The organism is Prochlorococcus marinus XMU1408 (genome assembly GCF_003208055.1).
Lineage (GTDB): Bacteria > Cyanobacteriota > Cyanobacteriia > PCC-6307 > Cyanobiaceae > Prochlorococcus_B > Prochlorococcus_B marinus_A.
In genome coordinates, this window is sequence record NZ_QJUE01000002.1 from 714,210 (window position 1) to 730,378 (window position 16,169).

Genomic DNA, 16,169 nt, shown 5'->3' on the forward strand with positions numbered 1-16,169 from the left:
TTATTTATTGTTTTTTTCATCTTGCAATATATAAAAGTCTGCTACATCTTTTAGCATTTTAATGACGACCTCATTGCTACACTTAGTTCTTTCTTGAAGTCTCATACAGGCTTCTTTGATATTAACAAAAGCATCCTCTGACATCTCAGAAAATTGATCCTCGCTATATTCAGTTTTATTCATTAGTTGTTTAAAGATTTTTTTTATACTAGTATATTGTGACTAAATTCAAACTAAGTATTAATTAAATCTGATAGTAATTTAATTTGCTTACGATACTTAACAAGGGTTTTCAGGTCTTGAAAACCATCACTAGTTAGTATTTTTAAAAAAGATTTATCCATTCCTAAAATTGATTGACTTGAATCCTTTTCATCATCAATTGAGAAAAATTGTTTTGTTTTCTCAAATAGGTTTTGATAAACATCTAAATCAGATTGATTTTGAAATACAGATCCATCATCAGCAATGAATGAATTTTTGTTAACACTCTTAAACAAAAATATTGATAGAAACACTATTGCCAGAATTATAAAAGATACAATTGAAAGAAATGTAATATCCATAAAGTTAGTTATTGCTACTATACATATTAGATGAAAAAGAATAAAAATGGCAATAAGTTAAAATATTAGTGAATTTACTCACTTAAGCCAGAAAGAATAAAAATAATATTTAATATTTTATTATATTTAATATATTGGATATAATAAAATATTAATGTTGTAAGCAAAAAATGAATTTATTATTCATTCTATTAATACTATCCATATTAATTTTTTGCGTCATTATTTATATAAAGAAGCAATCTAAGCGAATGACTTATCTTAAAGCCAGTAAAAAGTGGGAAAGTGTAGTAAAAGAATTAAGTAGAAGAAAATAGGATATTTAGTTATATTCTCCTGGTACGTCATTTTTTTGTACTGTCACTTTGCCAACTTTCTTACCAGAAAATCGTAGCAATTCATCGCCTGAGAACTCATAACCACGTCTCATGGCAATTAGAGCAACATCATCAGCAGTAGAAGACGAAATGACCTCATTTTTTAACGAATCGTCATTTTGCATTTCCTTTAAAAATCCTCTTAATTGATCTAATGACATTTAATGCTATAAATTTCTATACATTATATATTTGACAAGCTTAATTGAATATAAAAAAATAAAATAATAACTCAGTTAACTATTTTTTGATCATTAGAATAATAAAAGAGTATTATTAAATAAATTAATCTAAAACTAAATGAAGATTTTTTTAATTCTCATATTTTTAATGTTCTCCTTTGTAGAAAGTGCTACTTCATACCCTGAGAGTCAAATGGAGGACTGTATTTCAAGTGCATTAAGTAATCCAGCAACTAAGTCAATTTCAAAAGATTTAATAACTAATTATTGTGATTGTGCACTTAAAGCTATTTTTGATGAAAATAAAGACATAAGAGAATCCGGATATGAATGCGCTAAGAAAAATTTTAATTGAAAAGCGTTAAATCAAATACAAACTATTTAAGTAACTAGAAAATTTAAATCCCCAAATCAAATACAGCTAAAAAAAGTTAGAATCAGACTTCCCCCAATCATTTGGTAATGCTAAAACCCAATCATCTATAGATGATCCCATCCATTCCTTATACTCTTGAAATATACATCTTCTAGTCTTAGCCTCGCTAGCAGATTCCATTCTTAAGACAGCATTTGCGAGAACATGTTGAAGAGTTAACTTCAAATCATTATCTGTACTCATAAAATCTAGTTGATAACTTATATTTATACACATAGCAATAAATTAAAAAAAAACACATGTAGATCTTTCTACGAGCATAAAAATTATGGTTTTTCATACAGCTAAATTGAGAGTAAAAGAACTCGCAGAGGCTATGAGCGTTGATCCCCCAGAAATAATTGCAACATGTATTATTCTAAAAATACCAGCATCAAGCCCACTCTCATCATTAACAATTGAGCAAAGCAAAAAAATAATTGATTATTTAAAAAAAAATAAAATCTAAAACAACTGATACTCAAACCTAATTCAATCAATAATAATACATAAAAATATTAAAATGAATAAAAAAGGTTACAAATCATTTGCCTCTCTAAACAAGGCATCTTGGTAATCAGAATCTTTTTTTAAATTTTCCATCTTGACAGGGTCAAAGTGATTAATAAGTGACTTTCCAAAGTCAAATATTTCCATGTCAGATAAGCCTTTATCTCGTAATCCTGCAAGAATTGCTGATATATCTTGATAAGCATCCTCAAATAATTCTTTTTTGTCCTCAGAGCTAAGAAGATCCATATCAGATAATTAATAAATATGAATAAGATTGTATCTACTATAATTAAAAAATGAAGTCACTTCACTATTTAATTTAATCTATAAGATTAATAGCGGTACAAACTATGCATATAAATGCATAAAAGATTTATTACATTAATACTATACTATTATTATCATTTGAAGGGCATGATTTGAAGCTACTGAAAGGCAATAACTATAAAAGCTATTTAAAAGTATGGGCAGCTCCAATATCTTTACTGGTTTTATTGTTTTTTTTTGGCGCTATAGGTTATCGCATAACAGAAGGCTGGGATTGGGGAGATTGCTTATGGATGGTCTTAATTACAATTACAACTATTGGCTTTGGTGAAGTTGAGGTATTGAGTTCCTCTGGAAGAATAATAACTTTTCTAATTATTGGAGGCGGATTATTTGTAGTTCAATTAACTCTGCAAAGGTTTTTACAATTGTCTGAACTAGGATATTTCATAAAATTAGAAGAGCTAAGATTAAGGAGATTAATTAGAAGAATGAAAAATCATGTAATCGTATGTGGATATGGTCGAACAGGAAAAGAAATTGCTGATCAACTTAAATCTGAAAAAATATCAACAATAATAATAGAAAATAACCTTACAAGAAAAAACGAAGCAGAAGAAAAAGGTTTTAATGTCCTTATGGAAGATGCCACAATGGACGAAACACTATTGCTTGCAGGAATTAAAAATTGTCGAAGTTTAGTGGTTACCTTGCCAAATGACGCAGCAAATCTATATGTGGTACTAAGTGCTAAAGCTTTAAATAATAGTTGCAGATTAATAGCTAGAGCAGCTACAGAAGAAGCAGCCAATAAGTTAAAACTTGCCGGAGCAAATGCAGTTGTTAGTCCATATGTAGCAGCAGGTAGAACAATGGCAGCCTCTGCATTGAGACCAATAGCCGTAGATTTTATGGATTTATTGGCAGGCTCTGATTGTGAAATTGAGGAGTTTAAGTTAACGGAAAATATAGAAAAAATAGTTAATTTCACCACTCAAAGTGAAAAAGGGGTTGATTTTTCTAACCTTGACGGAGCCTTACTTTTAGCCACAAAGGTCTCTGGAAAGTTAAGTGGTAACCCAAAAGATAAGATCAACTTATCTCCAGGTATGATTTTAATATTCCTTGGAAGTCAAAAACAATTAGAGAACATCAGATACAAATTAAGTGAAATTTTGGTAAAAACAACTTAAATCTTCTCTTGGCTATCAGCCAATCGTGGGTTAACACTACAAAAAGGGAATAACAAAATGAATGATTTGTAGTTAGAACAATTAAGAATAAATCCTAGAGATGCAATTAGAAATTCAAAAAAAAAGAAAAATGATTGTCAAGAAATCTTGTGATCATACACAATTCAACGATCAACATTTTACGAGAGATTATGTTGACTTCTTAAACGAGGCAGGATGGAGATTAGAGAAGAAACTACCATCTAATAGTAATCATTATTCAGATCTGCTAGAAGACACAGAATGGAATTCTATTAATTCCAATATTAAGAAATTAAAGCACTATAGAAGGGATCTTGATGCCTTGAGTTGAGATAGTTATGTAAATAAAGCTTAAAATCTTTGATTATATATAATAGGTAGAATAATAAACATTAAGGATATCTAATGGAATCTACACAAAAAACAAGGAAGATATGGGTGTTTGTTATTTGCCTAAACTTAACAGCTATATTAGGCGCATTCTATTTGAGATCAATTGGAATTGATCTTTATGCATTTAGAGGTGGTTCGTAAGGTACCAAAAATCAATCACTATTGTTTAGCAAAACATTAAATTATTAAGCTATGGACGAGCAAAAAGAAAGCAATTGGAAAAAAATACTTGATAATGTATTGATTTATAATCTATACATATTAATAATAGGTGCGATATTTCTATTATTAAGTTTTATATTAAGCGTAAATGGAAATCCAAATCTATTCACTTTATTTCAAAGTCTATGGTATCCGATCTTTATTCCTTCATTAAGTCTATTTTTTACAGCAATATCTATTGAGGCACTCTTCAACCGATTAAATAATGGATAGCGCTAAAATAGATCCTCCGTGTTCAATTTGTTAACATATAAAAGGAAACAATTGCTATAAAAAAAAATATTATTATAAAATAGGAAAAATTAATAACAAAGATGAGGTTTAAAGTCAGTTTGATTGACCCTGTAGGCAAATTATTCGAAGAGACCATTATCGCTAATAATGAAAACGAAGCTAAAGCGCATGTTCAGACAATTAATCCAAACTCAAAGGTAGTTGATGCAAAATGGGTTTATAAATAAATACTAATCGAAGAAAATGGAAGAACTTAGCTACAAAGATCTAACACAAGCCGAATTAGATTCCCTTAAAGATATATATATATCAAATCGGGTAACCTCAATGACAGAGGCTGATCTAAGGAAATTTGTAAGAGAAATAATTATTGATCAAATTAAAGGCACTGTTGGACATGCTGAAGAAAAAGAGGCTTGGGCAGAAATTAAAGAATATTTCTCAGATGACTTCAGTAAAAAGATTCTTGAAGTTAAAGAGAAAAGCGCCAAAAACCCAAAAAACGATTTAAAAAGTCCGGAAGAGATTGAATTTAATAAAAGACTTAGTCTTCTTAAGCGACAACAAGAGGAAAAATCAAGCAAAGATATGTGGGAAGATTAATAATTCAGAGTAGCAGTATTTTTTAAAGTAAAAAAACCGAAGCAACCTTAAAGAATAAAGCAGATAGGAAAAATATAAATGTACTTGATAATCTATATTTTATTTCATTCCAAAAACTTAGATATTTATCCGATTTAAGAAATAAAGTAATAAAGGAAAAAAAATATGAAATCTTCTCCATTAGAGAAAGTGACCTATAAAGTATGTTTTCTAAATCATTAACAGTTAAATACATAAAAGTAAGTACAATAAAAAACATACATAGTAATAAGCAGCATGATTTTATTAAATTTTCTAAAATAACCCTTTTAGAATATTTGATTTTATTAATTCTCCGTTTAATCTCTCTAATATGTTTTTGATCTAGTCGAAAATACTCAGTTTGAGGGATCCTCACATTTTTATATCTTTGATGGAATTCCTTCTCTAATTTCTTAAATTGGTCTGAATATAATTTTGCAACAATATAATCTGGTTTTAATTGACGCATCCTATTATCAAGATTTTTAGTTATTCCAATCTTATATAAGTTACCATTTTTAATTAAATACAACCAACCACTCATATACATTAATAATTTAATAAAATTATATTATTAAAAAAGAAACTTTATAATAATATTTTTATAAATATATATTATTTAATTATGCTGCCTCAGTGTTGCTAATTAAGTTAAACTTCTCTCTCATAGTGGGGTTATTTCTAGTCAATCTCTTCACAGTGACATCTTGAGCTTTATCATTAGCCAAACGTAGATTTCTATCTGCACCAAGTAACGCATCTTTAGTTTTTTGCAAATGATTGATAGATTTATCTATTTCAATAATAGCGGATTCGAAACGTTTTGAAGCGAGTGAATAATTTTTACCAAAAGCATCTTTAAATAATTCAAGACTCTTTTCAAAATTAGTAATGTCTATATTTTGTTCTTTAATTAGTGCTAATTCGGCCTTATATTCTAGAGCTTTTATTGAGGTATTTCTTAATAAAGAAATAATAGGCATGAAACATTGTGGACGTACAACATACATTTTTGGATATCGATATGAAACATCAACAATACCAGAATTAAATAAATCATTATCAGATTCTAATAACGAAACTAAAACTGCGTATTCACAATTCTTTTCAATACGATCCTTATTTAACTGTTTAAAGAAATCCTCGTTTTTCTTCTTTGTAGATGTAGTATCACATTCATTTTTCATCTCAAACATAATGGATACGATTTCGTTTCCTTTATTATCGTTATCACGAAAAATATAGTCTCCTTTGGTTCCCTGGCTAGAATCATTATCTTTTTCAAAATATGCATTAGGAAAAGCGCTTGCACGCAAACGATTAAATTCATTTTCGCAATGTTGCTCCAGTGACTCACCTACCATTTTTGTAGAGAGTTTTATTTTCATATCTCGAAGACGTTCAATGAGATCATCACGTTCTTTTAACTTCATCTCATACTTCATTTTTATTGACCTTTCAGATAACTCTTTTTGTAATTCAACTTTATCTAGATTATTCTTAATCTTTTCATAGTCTTCTTTAAATTCAGTAATTGCACTAGAAACAGCTATTTTTTTATCATATTCATTATTTTCTTTAGTTTTATCCAACAAAAAAGCTAGAGAATCTCGTTCTTTTTCCAAAGCGTGTTTTATTTTGTTGACGGCCATGTTTTTCTCAGCATCAGCTGCAAACAACTGCGACTGAAGAGCCTGTAGTTTTTTTTCATATAAAAATGAAGCCTCTTGCATTTGAATGCGAATATTATTAACTGCAAGATCAATTGATTTATTTTTATCAGCTTCTAAGAGTTCTAATCTTTTGCTGATTTCTTCTTCAAACTCCTGATCTCTTACTTGCTTAATTATGTTGGAGTAACTATCTTCATCTATTCTTATGGAACTCCCACATTCAGGACATTTAATTTCATTCATATCCAATTAAAAAAAGAAAAAGCAGTTTAATAGATTCTTTTTATCTTCTTTATGCTTATCAAGCAACTAATATGTTAAACCCAAAAAGCAACAGATAACAAAGTTTTCAGAATAAAAATGTCTTCAATCGAGGCTTAAAATTAAAAATTATTTTTTGGAGCATGGGTAAATGCTTGACAAATCAGCTTTATTTTCCTTGATTGCATCGGCTTTCCATTTGAGCCATTTCCGATTTCGTGAAAACTCTTCTTCTTCCCAAATTTGATTTTGAAATATTAATATGCCACAAATTAAAAAAAAGATTATCGCGCCAAATAAAAAATACGTATCAATCTTTAATGATGCATTTGAATAGCGTATATAGGAGAGGATTATCAACATAATGTCCTTTATGAGCGAATAGCTTCCAAAAAACAAACGTAGTGTTAATACTAAAGAATTTTAGCGGTAAGTGAGGAATTATTAAAAACAAAACATCAAAAATATTTGAATCAATCAAAGACTTAACAAATATATGTCATATAGTATGTGAAATATATATAAAATTTCATTAATAACTTTTACTACATTATACAAACTTAGATACAAATTAACTTAATGTTGCTTCGTATTTATAGAAATGAAATGTCCTATCTAAACTTTGCTCTTGCCCACTCTGAGCTAGGTATAAGTCACTTCACTACTGATTTGATTCTAGTTCTTTCATTCGCTATAGTAACAGCACTTCCTATGTCATTATTACGACCACAGATACAAGAGGAAAACGTTAAGAGTAGTATATTTAAGAATACGAACTAAAATATATACTTATTTGTTATTTTAATTTTATAGAATTAGATTTAAAATCTATTGGAATAAGAAATAATAAATATTTTATTTACTAAATTGTATTCAAATACAGGTTCATAGCATTAAATATGATTATTTATTGAAAATGACTTATTACTTTAGAATTCAATCATTGTGGTCTATATTAAACAAGTTATATTTATAACAACTATAAGATTAGAAATAATTATCTATTTAAAATAAGATTTAAAGTTAATGGACTTTAGAACTATTTGATATAATCTATCATCTCTTGATTTTTTGAGATCACTAATAAAATCAATACCTATAAGCACGATTGCATTAACTCTATATGTAAGATGGTTTTAATCAAATATAACCATGTCCGATAAAAACTTATTTATATATGACGGTGAATGTCCTTTTTGCAATCACTTTGCTCAATTACTTGAGTTAAAAAGCAGTCTGCCATCGTTAAAAGTTTTAGACGGTAGAGAAAATCTCGATAAATTAACGGAACTGTATAAGCAAGGATATGATTTGAATAATGGAGCAATCCTTATAAGTAACGGAGATATCAAACATGGTGCTGAGGCTATAAACTGGATTTGCTCTGAGCTTAAAGATCCCAGTGACTCATTATTAGAAGTACTGAGGATTATTTTTACATCTAACAAAAGGACTAAAATTTTATTCCCTTTTCTTTTATGGGCGAGAAGATTGTCATTGTCACTAAAAGGCAAAGTTTGGCAACCAGTTAGCGAAAGCAACCAATACTATTGAATTAATCTAATATTAAACCGTAACACCGTTAGCAATTCTTGAAATGGGATTTTAGTTTGAATGACAGGTAACCCAGACTAGAAATTTACTATATGTAATGGGGGAGAGAACTAGTGCTGTAGATTTTTAATATTCCAAAAACTTATTTTTTAGACACCAGTAAATCACTACTTATCCTGTTATCAAACTAAAAGTTAATTATTCAAAGAATACTATCTAAAAAATCCGCTAGTTACATCAAAAATTTGTAACAGCAGTGTATATGAGAATAAATCTTATAGTTTGAGCGAGTTTAAATAGCTAAAATATAATTTAAATATCGGAAAAGATATGCTTTTAGAAATCCTAGGAAATAGCAGTTCATTGCTTGTTGTCCTTTTAATAGGTTTATCCATTTATTTCGGGATACAATCCAGGAGCAAAACAAAAAAATAATTTTAGGTATGGTAATCAATAAGTAAATATATTAAAAATTAAAAATCATTCATATAGTTTTTTTTTAAATCCTCGAGAGTATCACCTTCTCCCTTCTCAACAGATGAAATGGGAATCCAACTCCAATCAACAAACAATGTAAGCATCACAGCAGTAAAAATAGAAAGTGGCAAAACAAGCTCAATAAAAAAATGTCGAGTAAAAAAAACGATTAATTCCGAGGTATTAGTAACAAGCTCATCATATAGGGGATCAAACAAGAAATTAGGATTCACTCTACATAGAAAAATATAACAAAGTCAGATATTGAAATGTGAATATAAAAATACAAACGTAAATCAATAAAAGTACTTAACGTATCAATAAAATGAAGGGGCAGAAGGAAAGCGAGAAGCTTGACAACGATTTATCTAAAATGCTAACGATGAAGAAAAAGTAAGATCTAATTTATTGAGATGACAAGAAAATGACTGAAATTACAAAAAGATGATAGTTAAAAATCAATTGAAAGACTATGAGGACGCTATAAAAATCAATAATTTACTAATGAAATATGCATTTTTTTTAATAGGACACAAACAGGAAAACTAAAAAAAATGAAAGTCCTGCCTTTTTAAAAGGAATAAAGCTGAAGAGAAAAAACAATAAAAGATTTGAAAAGGATGCTGTAAATGTAGTCGAGTAAATAAAATATAGATGATTAAACAAGGCTATTTATCATGGATTATTTAGACAATAAAAAAGCCACGAAGCATATTTGCTTCGCGGCCATATCTAAATGATTTAGAAGAACTTTTAAGCGATTAACCGTCTCCTTCTGGAACCAAACGGAAACCTTTACGTCCCATCTTAATCTCAAAATTATCACCTGGTTTGAGATCTAAAAGAGCTGTATAGGCCTTTCCTATCAATAGGTTTCCATTTCCTTGAACAGTAGCCACGTAACTAAGTTTTCTTCCTCCCTTACCAATACCACCAGCACTTTCAGCGGCTAGGTTTACACCTTTAGCCTCAAGAAGTGCTTCATAAAAAGCAGTATAGTTAAGACGCTCTCCGCCTCCTTTCTTAGTGGATACATATCCACAAGCTTTAACAAGATCAGATTTTGAGACATCTCCCAAGTCTTTGACCTTGGCTAATAAATCCTTACCAGTGAGCATGATAAATAAATGGTTGTACTTATAATACTAACTTATAATTAACAAACTTACAATATTTATATTAGTCCAAGACATTAAAGCTAAAAGTTATGGGAACAGAAGCTACTAGATGAAACTCAGAAATTCAAGGTTATGTGGAAAATTATTCAGAGATCTGGGCATAGATTTATAGGAAAGGTCGTTTTTGGCAAACCTTAAGGTGAATGATTCAGCCAATCATTTATCTATTAGAAAACGCTCAATCGCCAGCAATAGCAAGAAAAAGTTTATAAAATAATAAAAGATCTGTAAATTTTAAAGACAGCTATGAACTCACCGAATAACTACTCCTATAAATCCGTTCAGTTTATAAAGCTTTACCCTTGAATAATCGATAAGAAATGAATCAGAATAAAATTACTTATTACAACAAAAAATGAATCTCTCTAAAATCCTAGCTTTTTTTATCGTATCTATATTCATCCTTTCAGCATTTGCTGGATTATTTGGAACTCTATTAAATTCCTAGTATCAAAAAGAAAAAATAACTTTCAACCATTCCTTGAGATTTATTATTTTCCTTAAATCTGACTAAGTACTCAAGAACATAATATTTTAAACATACTAGGAGGTGAAATCATCTGATTATAAAAGGCAAGCCTTTTAGATATATTCATCTTGATTATGGTTTAAAAGAGATCACCATTACATATCATCACAGATAAAACATCCTACTTTGATCATTCATAATCAAAATAGCTTTGCTTATCTCAATGTCTTAGATTTTTTAAAAGTAAGGATTGAAGCTAAAAGCTAGCTTAGGCAGAGAAAATAATTGGAAATATGTATTAATAGAAAATGGATATAGTCCAAAACATTTCGTGAGAGAACAAATCATTATCAAGCTAATATCGCTTTTCCATATAGGCGGTCAATTGTTATGGAGAGATGACCTTTAATACCACTTACAAATACAAAAACTTGTAATTAAATTGCGCCTGAATGATTACTGAAGCTTGATTAAATTGAATGAGTACAAATTAATATTGACTCAAATGCGAAATTTTAAATTTTAAATCAGTTCCACTTGCCAATTGCAAATTCAAGAAACCGATCCACATCAGCGTCAGGACAACCTGTACTACTTTTAAGCTCCTTGCATGCTTCCGAAATTTTTGTAAAGCAATCTTTGACATCCACATTTTTTTCTATTGCTTCAAACATTTGCTTATCAGTAAATGCCATATTAAGAAGATCATTATTTAAATAATATTTTCAATCAACTGTTTTGGCAATATTCATAAAAAAAAACAGAATAGGGATAGTTAAGAAAGAATTGAAATAGCAAGAAAAAGCACTAACAATCTCATCGGGTTAATGCTAATGCCCAATTTGGGGAGGAGGAACTGACACCTAAAATATTCTTTATCGAAGAAGAATTGCATTTAGCTACAATTCCGTTAGTAGGGAAATTTGAAAACAATTCCCTATTTATCCATTGAGAATGCCACCTTTTGACTTGTTTAGGATCATCAGTTCTTAGTGTAATAGGAACCTCAAATCCCCAATTCTGAAGTTGAGTCAAATCTGACAACTCATCACCATCGGAACAAAATATCTGCAAAGCTAAAAATAAAAGTTGATGCTGAGTATCATGCGTCTGATTTGAATTCGATAGCAATTGCTCTCGTAAATATTTGGAATTAGAAGTTGGAGAATATAAAATCCCCTCTAGCTCTACTTCAACTTTTAAAGAATCATCAATAGTCAATGGAATAGTATTGATAGTCCTTATATTTTCGATAATTTCTGTATTCTCGCGTGAATATGCATCTACTAATTGCCCATATTTATATCTCAAAGCTATTGCACACCCTTCAATTTTTGGTTGAACAACCATAGTTGTACCCTCTGGAAGTTTTGACCACCAGTTTGAAAAACAATCCTTATCGAGTCCGAGTAATCTCATATGTATATCATTACGAACAGGAAGAGCTAAGTAGCTTCAATAACTTTTTTTCTTAAGGAATCAAAAACAAATAAAAAATTAGAGAAGCAATTGATTAAAGAAAAACTAGGAAAATCAATTTTACTTCTGACAGTTTTAAGGAATTTTAAAAGAAAAATTCAATTTAAAAATAATAAATTCGGTTAGTATTATGAGAAAGGTTCATGAGTTATGTACTAACACTAATATTTATATATGTAAAATTAGTTAATATCTAAAGTTTTACGATATTTTATTGAGAATATCAGTCACTAAATAAGTCGTTATTCACAAGATCCAGTATTTATTCTCATGTCTACAACGATTAGATATAATAGTTTATGTAGGCATTAGGGATTATATGACAATACTAGAGAAATATCCTGAAGATATTCCATGGGATTTGAATATAAACCATAGTAACTACAAAACGATTCGATGGATGCTAACAAAATCAGATAACGTTTATACATTTACTAGAAGTCGTTTAAACGATAAATATGTATATATCCAAAAGAATGATGGAAAAAGGGAGGCCTTTAAAGAATATGAAGCAAGATTTACATATCAAAGATTGTTTGACGAAGGATATTCTTTAGCCGCCGTTTCCTGATTAAAGAATAATTCTTGACGTTGAAGATCATAAGTGTAGGCTAAAGATATAGTCACTTTCAATACATGCCAAGGGTTAAAAGAGAGAAGTATCCAGAGAAGGCTCCATGGGATTTAGGACCATTATCCGAACATAAATCTCTAGATTGTTGGAGACTGGTAAGAGGATCTGAAATTGTTATCTTTGCGAGAAAAGGTGAAGACAACCACTATTTCATTATGCAAAGAGACGATAAAGAGCCAATTGAGATTCTTGCATTTCAAGCAAGACTCACATACCAACAACTATTAGATAAAGGATTCAAACTTGAAGTTTCATAAATATTTTAAAAATAATTCAGTTCTTATAAAAATATTATGACTGAATTAGAAGAACTAGAAGACATAGTTGGTTCTTTAGAAAAGATAGAACCATTTGGCATAGAACCTGATTTCAGCTCACTGGGTTTAGAACCAGCAGATGTCTTAGGATTTAAAACAGAAGATGAGCTGGAACAAGCTATTGAACTTCTCACAATAGAACTAAATCAGAGTCAATTTTGCTCTATAGATTCAAACAACCAAAAGAAGGCAGCATAATTTATTTAATATTATTTACTCAAAACTATGGTTTAAAAAAAAACTTATACTAAATATTAATAACAGGTTTATAACATTCTAAGGCTCTACCTTCTCTACAAATCCGGGTTCTGGATTAATCACCGGCTCGGACCAAATAGTCCATAAGAAAAGAATCGTTAAAGGACAAAACATCATACCAAACAAGGGTGATAGATATTTAATCCATTGAATTTTTGTCGGAATCACTAATAAAAACAATTGAATTTTAAATTCGATAATTAACAAGATGTTAATTAAGAATTTATAAATTATTCACAACTGATGGTAAATAATTTATAAATTCAAGTTTAGTAAAAAATGCTGATTGTAAAACTGTATATATTAATACATAATTATCATTCTTGATCAAGGACTACTTATGAATAAAATTGAAGACCTTAAAGAAGAGGAAAAAAGGGACGCAATCGACACGTACTTCGAATGTGTTACTGCTTGCTCATTAGATGAAGAGACAATTGAATGTACAACAAAATGTGTTGAGGTTCATTTAAAAGGTGAAGATGTAAAAGTAATCTAATTTTGATTTTTTTGTAGCTTTATAAAACATTGCTTGCATAAAATTAAACCTTTTCTCCTCCAGTATGATTCAAAAAAACTTTGTTTACATAGTTGACAATTAAATGTAGTTTGCATTGTCGATATTTATCAACTAATTTTAAGCCCAGTCAGTATCTTCTAGAAGACATGAATATTCTGAGATGTCAAAAAAAGTGTCTTCATTAAGAAGATCGTCTACTTCTGCGCGAAGCCAATAACTTAAAGCCATTTGATTAAAAAATTGTTTTAAATAAAGCCAGGAATAATCCAGCCAGTAAATCCATAGTTAATAACAGCAGCTAATAAACCCATCATCGCGAGACGACCGTTCATCAATTCAGCTGTCTTCCAGTAATTGTTTTCCATCAAACAAATCCTGGAATAATTTGACCGGTAGTAAAATACGCGCCCATGAGAGCTGTGCATCCGAATAATGCTGCGTATCCATTCAACTTTTCAGCGATGACTTTTTCCGGGTCTATTTTTTGTAAGTTGATAATCTCATTTGTCATTAGACAATTCCAGGAATGATCTGACCTGTTGTTAGGTAAGCACCTATCAAGGCCCAGCATCCAATAAATGCTGCATATCCGTTGAGTCTTTCAGCAATAATTTTGCCTTCTTCAACTCTTACTGCTTGCTTAGTTTGTTTTTTCATTAAACGACACCAGGAATAAGTTGACCAGTAGTTAGATAGATACCTGTTAGAAGAACGAAAGCCATCATGGCAGGTCTGCCAATGCTTCGTTCTAATATTGTTTTGTTAGATGGTTGCATGGTTAAGTTATTTAGAAAATTCCAGGAATGATTTGACCGGTTGAGACGTATGCGCCTAAAAGGCTAATCATGCCAACCATGGCCCATCGACCATTTGTCTTTTCGGCTTCCTTGGGGTAATTGGTATAGTTCTCTACCAATTGAGGTGGAGTTTCGCGAGCAAATATATTTTGCTTGCCATACTCTGTAATTACTTGAGATGTAGAAGAGGACATTGCTGAAAAACTTAAAAAATGCCAGGAATGATTTGACCTGTTGTCGCATACGCACCGAAGGCTGCAACAAAGCCAAGCATCGCTGCCCATCCGTTAAACTTTTCTGCTTCAGGAGTCATAATAAAAAAATATTTATGTAAATAAATGTAACACTATTGTTAACCAATGTAAAGGTCGATCTGTACGGCTTGCCTCATCAATCGATCATTCAGAATCAAATAATACAAAAAGGCTTTTAATTGCAAAGAGTTATAGCTCAAGAAAACAATGTATAGAGCTTTAAGAACTAAATATAAAAAAACATTAGAATAAAAAAGGTGTGACACCTATTTATAATTTTCTCTTGGTAGCTTCGATTTTATTTGTAAAAGAATTCTATTTCTTTCGGTCTTAATCCATCCCAACCAGCATTAAGTAAACGTGTATTGAGAGTTTCTTGATCTAAATGTTTAGACCCGGTTTTAACAATTCGGTTACGCATCGATTTCTTAACTCCAGTCCTTTTTCGTGCATTTTCTTTATCCATTACTTCTTTATAAAGAAATAGCATTTCTGAAGGGATTGGACTTCCGTCAAGATCAAAACCAGCTTCAATAGCCTTATCAATTGCATCAGGGCCAGAAAAATCCACATTAAATATGAGCACTATATCTATTGTCCTATCTAATCAGCTCTATATTGAAATTTGAAGTCAAAAATAATGAAAGAGAGTCTTTTACTTTAAGCGAAATATCACAGAAACATTATTAGCTGGCATCTCAATTATTTTATCTAGTTCAAATCCATTCTCAGAGGCAATATTATTAACTCTGCTTAAAGGACGAATTCCCCAAAGTGGGTTTTGCATTTTTAATGATTGGTCAAAATTCAAATTACTCAGTGAAGTCTTTATACCCTTAATAAAAAATGGTCCATATAGAATCAAGAAATTATTTTTTTGCATATAATTTTTTGATTCCTCAAACAAAGCTTTCGTACAACTCCAAGGTGAAATATGAATCATGTTAATGCAAACAATTCCTTTTATTAAATCCCTGAGTTTATTCGTAATTGGCCAAGGTCTTTTTTCAACATCAATGTCCAATGGTTTTGGCATCTTTAAGGAAAGACCGTAATGATCAATCCAAGAAACAATGCTTTTACGATGTATTAATTCAGGATCACTAGTCTGCCAAATAATGGAAGGAAATGACTTTTGAAAAAACACACCATGTTCCCCACTTCCACTTGCAATTTCCAGAATCAATCCATTATCAGGAATGTAATTACTCAGTACACTCAAAATATATTCACGGTTCCTTAATGTTGCAGGAAAATTGAGTCGATCATCAAAACTTACAGGTTTCATTAA

General features: G+C 30.1%; 30 protein-coding genes. 11 read left to right on the plus strand and 19 right to left on the minus strand.

From position 1 onward, the window contains the following. The 3 genes from DNJ73_RS05275 to DNJ73_RS05285 form a co-directional block, all read right to left on the minus strand. Window positions 1-183 carry a hypothetical protein gene (locus DNJ73_RS05275; protein WP_158466646.1) on the minus strand — a complete coding sequence of 61 codons (183 nt, stop codon included), beginning with the start codon at window positions 181-183 and terminating at the stop codon, window positions 1-3. Window positions 184-233: 50 nt separating this feature from the next. Further along, window positions 234-500, minus strand: a complete 267-nt coding sequence (locus tag DNJ73_RS05280) for a hypothetical protein (RefSeq protein ID WP_257473335.1) — start codon at window positions 498-500, stop codon at window positions 234-236. 388 nt (window positions 501-888) lie between these two features. Continuing rightward, on the minus strand, window positions 889-1,104 hold the full coding sequence (locus tag DNJ73_RS05285; RefSeq protein ID WP_158466648.1) for a Nif11-like leader peptide family natural product precursor: 216 nt from the start codon (window positions 1,102-1,104) through the stop codon (window positions 889-891). 139 nt (window positions 1,105-1,243) lie between these two features. Here DNJ73_RS05285 and DNJ73_RS05290 point away from each other — a divergent pair, with 139 nt between their 5' ends. Then, window positions 1,244-1,480, plus strand: coding sequence for a hypothetical protein (locus DNJ73_RS05290; RefSeq protein WP_158466649.1), 237 nt, complete (start codon window positions 1,244-1,246; stop codon window positions 1,478-1,480). Window positions 1,481-1,546: 66 nt separating this feature from the next. On the opposite strand, the gene DNJ73_RS05295 is transcribed toward DNJ73_RS05290, so the two are convergent. Continuing rightward, complete coding sequence (locus DNJ73_RS05295; RefSeq protein WP_158466650.1) at window positions 1,547-1,744, minus strand: hypothetical protein; 198 nt, start codon at window positions 1,742-1,744, stop codon at window positions 1,547-1,549. Between the two features lie 85 nt (window positions 1,745-1,829). Between DNJ73_RS05295 and DNJ73_RS05300 the strand changes: the two genes are divergently transcribed. After that, complete coding sequence (locus DNJ73_RS05300; protein WP_158466651.1) at window positions 1,830-2,009, plus strand: translation initiation factor IF-2 N-terminal domain-containing protein; 180 nt, start codon at window positions 1,830-1,832, stop codon at window positions 2,007-2,009. Between the two features lie 68 nt (window positions 2,010-2,077). On the opposite strand, the gene DNJ73_RS05305 is transcribed toward DNJ73_RS05300, so the two are convergent. Then, window positions 2,078-2,299 carry a hypothetical protein gene (locus DNJ73_RS05305; protein WP_158466652.1) on the minus strand — a complete coding sequence of 74 codons (222 nt, stop codon included), beginning with the start codon at window positions 2,297-2,299 and terminating at the stop codon, window positions 2,078-2,080. Between the two features lie 173 nt (window positions 2,300-2,472). On the opposite strand from DNJ73_RS05305, the gene DNJ73_RS05310 reads away from it, so the two are divergent. The 4 genes from DNJ73_RS05310 (at window position 2,473) to DNJ73_RS05325 (ending at window position 4,986) form a co-directional block, all read left to right on the plus strand. After that, window positions 2,473-3,513, plus strand: a complete 1,041-nt coding sequence (locus tag DNJ73_RS05310; protein ID WP_158466653.1) for a potassium channel family protein — start codon at window positions 2,473-2,475, stop codon at window positions 3,511-3,513. 130 nt (window positions 3,514-3,643) lie between these two features. Next, window positions 3,644-3,865, plus strand: a complete 222-nt coding sequence (locus DNJ73_RS05315; protein ID WP_158466654.1) for a hypothetical protein — start codon at window positions 3,644-3,646, stop codon at window positions 3,863-3,865. A 598-nt stretch (window positions 3,866-4,463) separates the two neighbouring features. Then, window positions 4,464-4,610, plus strand: coding sequence for a hypothetical protein (locus tag DNJ73_RS09855; protein ID WP_187152568.1), 147 nt, complete (start codon window positions 4,464-4,466; stop codon window positions 4,608-4,610). 16 nt (window positions 4,611-4,626) lie between these two features. Continuing rightward, entirely contained in the window at window positions 4,627-4,986 is a 360-nt protein-coding gene (locus DNJ73_RS05325; RefSeq protein ID WP_158466656.1) for a hypothetical protein, read from the plus strand. A 22-nt stretch (window positions 4,987-5,008) separates the two neighbouring features. On the opposite strand, the gene DNJ73_RS05330 is transcribed toward DNJ73_RS05325, so the two are convergent. Both DNJ73_RS05330 and DNJ73_RS05335 read right to left on the minus strand, forming a co-directional pair. After that, window positions 5,009-5,557 (minus strand): GIY-YIG nuclease family protein, encoded by a 549-nt coding sequence (locus DNJ73_RS05330; protein ID WP_307613572.1) that lies wholly within the window; start codon window positions 5,555-5,557, stop codon window positions 5,009-5,011. Window positions 5,558-5,630: 73 nt separating this feature from the next. Beyond that, window positions 5,631-6,923 (minus strand): DUF2130 domain-containing protein, encoded by a 1,293-nt coding sequence (locus DNJ73_RS05335; protein ID WP_158466658.1) that lies wholly within the window; start codon window positions 6,921-6,923, stop codon window positions 5,631-5,633. 1,170 nt (window positions 6,924-8,093) lie between these two features. Between DNJ73_RS05335 and DNJ73_RS05345 the strand changes: the two genes are divergently transcribed. After that, window positions 8,094-8,495 (plus strand): DCC1-like thiol-disulfide oxidoreductase family protein, encoded by a 402-nt coding sequence (locus DNJ73_RS05345; RefSeq protein WP_158466660.1) that lies wholly within the window; start codon window positions 8,094-8,096, stop codon window positions 8,493-8,495. A 473-nt stretch (window positions 8,496-8,968) separates the two neighbouring features. Here DNJ73_RS05345 and DNJ73_RS05350 read toward each other — a convergent pair whose 3' ends face one another. From DNJ73_RS05350 to DNJ73_RS05360, 4 genes are all read right to left on the minus strand, one after another. Beyond that, a complete protein-coding gene (locus DNJ73_RS05350) occupies window positions 8,969-9,205 on the minus strand; it encodes a hypothetical protein (protein WP_261792590.1) in 237 nt (78 codons plus the stop codon). 528 nt (window positions 9,206-9,733) lie between these two features. Then, window positions 9,734-10,090 carry an AbrB family transcriptional regulator gene (locus tag DNJ73_RS05355; RefSeq protein WP_158466661.1) on the minus strand — a complete coding sequence of 119 codons (357 nt, stop codon included), beginning with the start codon at window positions 10,088-10,090 and terminating at the stop codon, window positions 9,734-9,736. Window positions 10,091-11,146: 1,056 nt separating this feature from the next. Then, a complete protein-coding gene (locus tag DNJ73_RS09860) occupies window positions 11,147-11,314 on the minus strand; it encodes a hypothetical protein (RefSeq protein ID WP_187152569.1) in 168 nt (55 codons plus the stop codon). A 121-nt stretch (window positions 11,315-11,435) separates the two neighbouring features. After that, window positions 11,436-12,038 (minus strand): NAD-dependent DNA ligase, encoded by a 603-nt coding sequence (locus DNJ73_RS05360; RefSeq protein ID WP_158466662.1) that lies wholly within the window; start codon window positions 12,036-12,038, stop codon window positions 11,436-11,438. 379 nt (window positions 12,039-12,417) lie between these two features. Here DNJ73_RS05360 and DNJ73_RS05365 point away from each other — a divergent pair, with 379 nt between their 5' ends. The 4 genes from DNJ73_RS05365 to DNJ73_RS09865 all read left to right on the plus strand — a co-directional run bounded on the left by DNJ73_RS05365 (window position 12,418) and on the right by DNJ73_RS09865 (window position 13,806). Further along, window positions 12,418-12,669, plus strand: coding sequence for a hypothetical protein (locus DNJ73_RS05365; RefSeq protein ID WP_158466663.1), 252 nt, complete (start codon window positions 12,418-12,420; stop codon window positions 12,667-12,669). A gap of 65 nt (window positions 12,670-12,734) precedes the next feature. Further along, window positions 12,735-12,989 (plus strand): hypothetical protein, encoded by a 255-nt coding sequence (locus DNJ73_RS05370; RefSeq protein WP_158466664.1) that lies wholly within the window; start codon window positions 12,735-12,737, stop codon window positions 12,987-12,989. Between the two features lie 36 nt (window positions 12,990-13,025). Next, a complete protein-coding gene (locus DNJ73_RS05375; RefSeq protein ID WP_158466665.1) occupies window positions 13,026-13,247 on the plus strand; it encodes a hypothetical protein in 222 nt (73 codons plus the stop codon). 400 nt (window positions 13,248-13,647) lie between these two features. Next, the gene (locus tag DNJ73_RS09865; protein ID WP_187152570.1) at window positions 13,648-13,806 is read left to right on the plus strand and encodes a hypothetical protein; all 159 of its coding nucleotides are present in this window, start codon (window positions 13,648-13,650) and stop codon (window positions 13,804-13,806) included. A 266-nt stretch (window positions 13,807-14,072) separates the two neighbouring features. Here the strand turns inward: DNJ73_RS09865 and DNJ73_RS05380 are convergent, their stop codons facing one another. The 8 genes from DNJ73_RS05380 to DNJ73_RS05415 form a co-directional block, all read right to left on the minus strand. Beyond that, window positions 14,073-14,192: a chlorophyll a/b-binding protein gene (locus DNJ73_RS05380; protein ID WP_158466666.1), complete on the minus strand. Its 120-nt coding sequence runs from the start codon at window positions 14,190-14,192 to the stop codon at window positions 14,073-14,075. After that, window positions 14,192-14,338, minus strand: a complete 147-nt coding sequence (locus tag DNJ73_RS05385; RefSeq protein WP_158466667.1) for a high light inducible protein — start codon at window positions 14,336-14,338, stop codon at window positions 14,192-14,194. Before DNJ73_RS05385 ends, DNJ73_RS05380 begins: the two co-directional genes overlap by 1 nt. Beyond that, window positions 14,338-14,484 (minus strand): high light inducible protein, encoded by a 147-nt coding sequence (locus tag DNJ73_RS05390; RefSeq protein WP_158466668.1) that lies wholly within the window; start codon window positions 14,482-14,484, stop codon window positions 14,338-14,340. Before DNJ73_RS05390 ends, DNJ73_RS05385 begins: the two co-directional genes overlap by 1 nt. Further along, complete coding sequence (locus tag DNJ73_RS05395) at window positions 14,484-14,603, minus strand: high light inducible protein (protein ID WP_011294968.1); 120 nt, start codon at window positions 14,601-14,603, stop codon at window positions 14,484-14,486. Before DNJ73_RS05395 ends, DNJ73_RS05390 begins: the two co-directional genes overlap by 1 nt. Window positions 14,604-14,614: 11 nt before the next feature. After that, a complete protein-coding gene (locus DNJ73_RS05400; protein ID WP_158466669.1) occupies window positions 14,615-14,818 on the minus strand; it encodes a high light inducible protein in 204 nt (67 codons plus the stop codon). Window positions 14,819-14,829: 11 nt separating this feature from the next. Next, complete coding sequence (locus DNJ73_RS05405; RefSeq protein ID WP_011125327.1) at window positions 14,830-14,937, minus strand: high light inducible protein; 108 nt, start codon at window positions 14,935-14,937, stop codon at window positions 14,830-14,832. A 239-nt stretch (window positions 14,938-15,176) separates the two neighbouring features. After that, complete coding sequence (locus DNJ73_RS05410) at window positions 15,177-15,449, minus strand: DUF4090 family protein (protein WP_158466670.1); 273 nt, start codon at window positions 15,447-15,449, stop codon at window positions 15,177-15,179. Window positions 15,450-15,533: 84 nt separating this feature from the next. Further along, window positions 15,534-16,166, minus strand: coding sequence for a DUF938 domain-containing protein (locus DNJ73_RS05415; protein ID WP_158466671.1), 633 nt, complete (start codon window positions 16,164-16,166; stop codon window positions 15,534-15,536). Between the last annotated feature and the right edge of the window lie 3 nt (window positions 16,167-16,169).

Coding starts and splice junctions, on each gene's coding strand:
- DNJ73_RS05275 (WP_158466646.1), bottom strand. CDS start 183: ATGAATAAAACTGAATATAGCGAGGATCAATTTTCTGAGATGTCAGAG.
- DNJ73_RS05285 (WP_158466648.1), bottom strand. CDS start 1,104: ATGTCATTAGATCAATTAAGAGGATTTTTAAAGGAAATGCAAAATGAC.
- DNJ73_RS05290 (WP_158466649.1), top strand. CDS start 1,244: ATGAAGATTTTTTTAATTCTCATATTTTTAATGTTCTCCTTTGTAGAA.
- DNJ73_RS05295 (WP_158466650.1), bottom strand. CDS start 1,744: ATGAGTACAGATAATGATTTGAAGTTAACTCTTCAACATGTTCTCGCA.
- DNJ73_RS05300 (WP_158466651.1), top strand. CDS start 1,830: ATGGTTTTTCATACAGCTAAATTGAGAGTAAAAGAACTCGCAGAGGCT.
- DNJ73_RS05305 (WP_158466652.1), bottom strand. CDS start 2,299: ATGGATCTTCTTAGCTCTGAGGACAAAAAAGAATTATTTGAGGATGCT.
- DNJ73_RS05315 (WP_158466654.1), top strand. CDS start 3,644: ATGATTGTCAAGAAATCTTGTGATCATACACAATTCAACGATCAACAT.
- DNJ73_RS09855 (WP_187152568.1), top strand. CDS start 4,464: ATGAGGTTTAAAGTCAGTTTGATTGACCCTGTAGGCAAATTATTCGAA.
- DNJ73_RS05325 (WP_158466656.1), top strand. CDS start 4,627: ATGGAAGAACTTAGCTACAAAGATCTAACACAAGCCGAATTAGATTCC.
- DNJ73_RS05330 (WP_307613572.1), bottom strand. CDS start 5,557: ATGTATATGAGTGGTTGGTTGTATTTAATTAAAAATGGTAACTTATAT.
- DNJ73_RS05335 (WP_158466658.1), bottom strand. CDS start 6,923: ATGAATGAAATTAAATGTCCTGAATGTGGGAGTTCCATAAGAATAGAT.
- DNJ73_RS05345 (WP_158466660.1), top strand. CDS start 8,094: ATGTCCGATAAAAACTTATTTATATATGACGGTGAATGTCCTTTTTGC.
- DNJ73_RS05355 (WP_158466661.1), bottom strand. CDS start 10,090: ATGCTCACTGGTAAGGATTTATTAGCCAAGGTCAAAGACTTGGGAGAT.
- DNJ73_RS09860 (WP_187152569.1), bottom strand. CDS start 11,314: ATGGCATTTACTGATAAGCAAATGTTTGAAGCAATAGAAAAAAATGTG.
- DNJ73_RS05360 (WP_158466662.1), bottom strand. CDS start 12,038: ATGAGATTACTCGGACTCGATAAGGATTGTTTTTCAAACTGGTGGTCA.
- DNJ73_RS05365 (WP_158466663.1), top strand. CDS start 12,418: ATGACAATACTAGAGAAATATCCTGAAGATATTCCATGGGATTTGAAT.
- DNJ73_RS05370 (WP_158466664.1), top strand. CDS start 12,735: ATGCCAAGGGTTAAAAGAGAGAAGTATCCAGAGAAGGCTCCATGGGAT.
- DNJ73_RS05375 (WP_158466665.1), top strand. CDS start 13,026: ATGACTGAATTAGAAGAACTAGAAGACATAGTTGGTTCTTTAGAAAAG.
- DNJ73_RS09865 (WP_187152570.1), top strand. CDS start 13,648: ATGAATAAAATTGAAGACCTTAAAGAAGAGGAAAAAAGGGACGCAATC.
- DNJ73_RS05380 (WP_158466666.1), bottom strand. CDS start 14,192: ATGGAAAACAATTACTGGAAGACAGCTGAATTGATGAACGGTCGTCTC.
- DNJ73_RS05385 (WP_158466667.1), bottom strand. CDS start 14,338: ATGACAAATGAGATTATCAACTTACAAAAAATAGACCCGGAAAAAGTC.
- DNJ73_RS05390 (WP_158466668.1), bottom strand. CDS start 14,484: ATGAAAAAACAAACTAAGCAAGCAGTAAGAGTTGAAGAAGGCAAAATT.
- DNJ73_RS05395 (WP_011294968.1), bottom strand. CDS start 14,603: ATGCAACCATCTAACAAAACAATATTAGAACGAAGCATTGGCAGACCT.
- DNJ73_RS05400 (WP_158466669.1), bottom strand. CDS start 14,818: ATGTCCTCTTCTACATCTCAAGTAATTACAGAGTATGGCAAGCAAAAT.
- DNJ73_RS05405 (WP_011125327.1), bottom strand. CDS start 14,937: ATGACTCCTGAAGCAGAAAAGTTTAACGGATGGGCAGCGATGCTTGGC.
- DNJ73_RS05415 (WP_158466671.1), bottom strand. CDS start 16,166: ATGAAACCTGTAAGTTTTGATGATCGACTCAATTTTCCTGCAACATTA.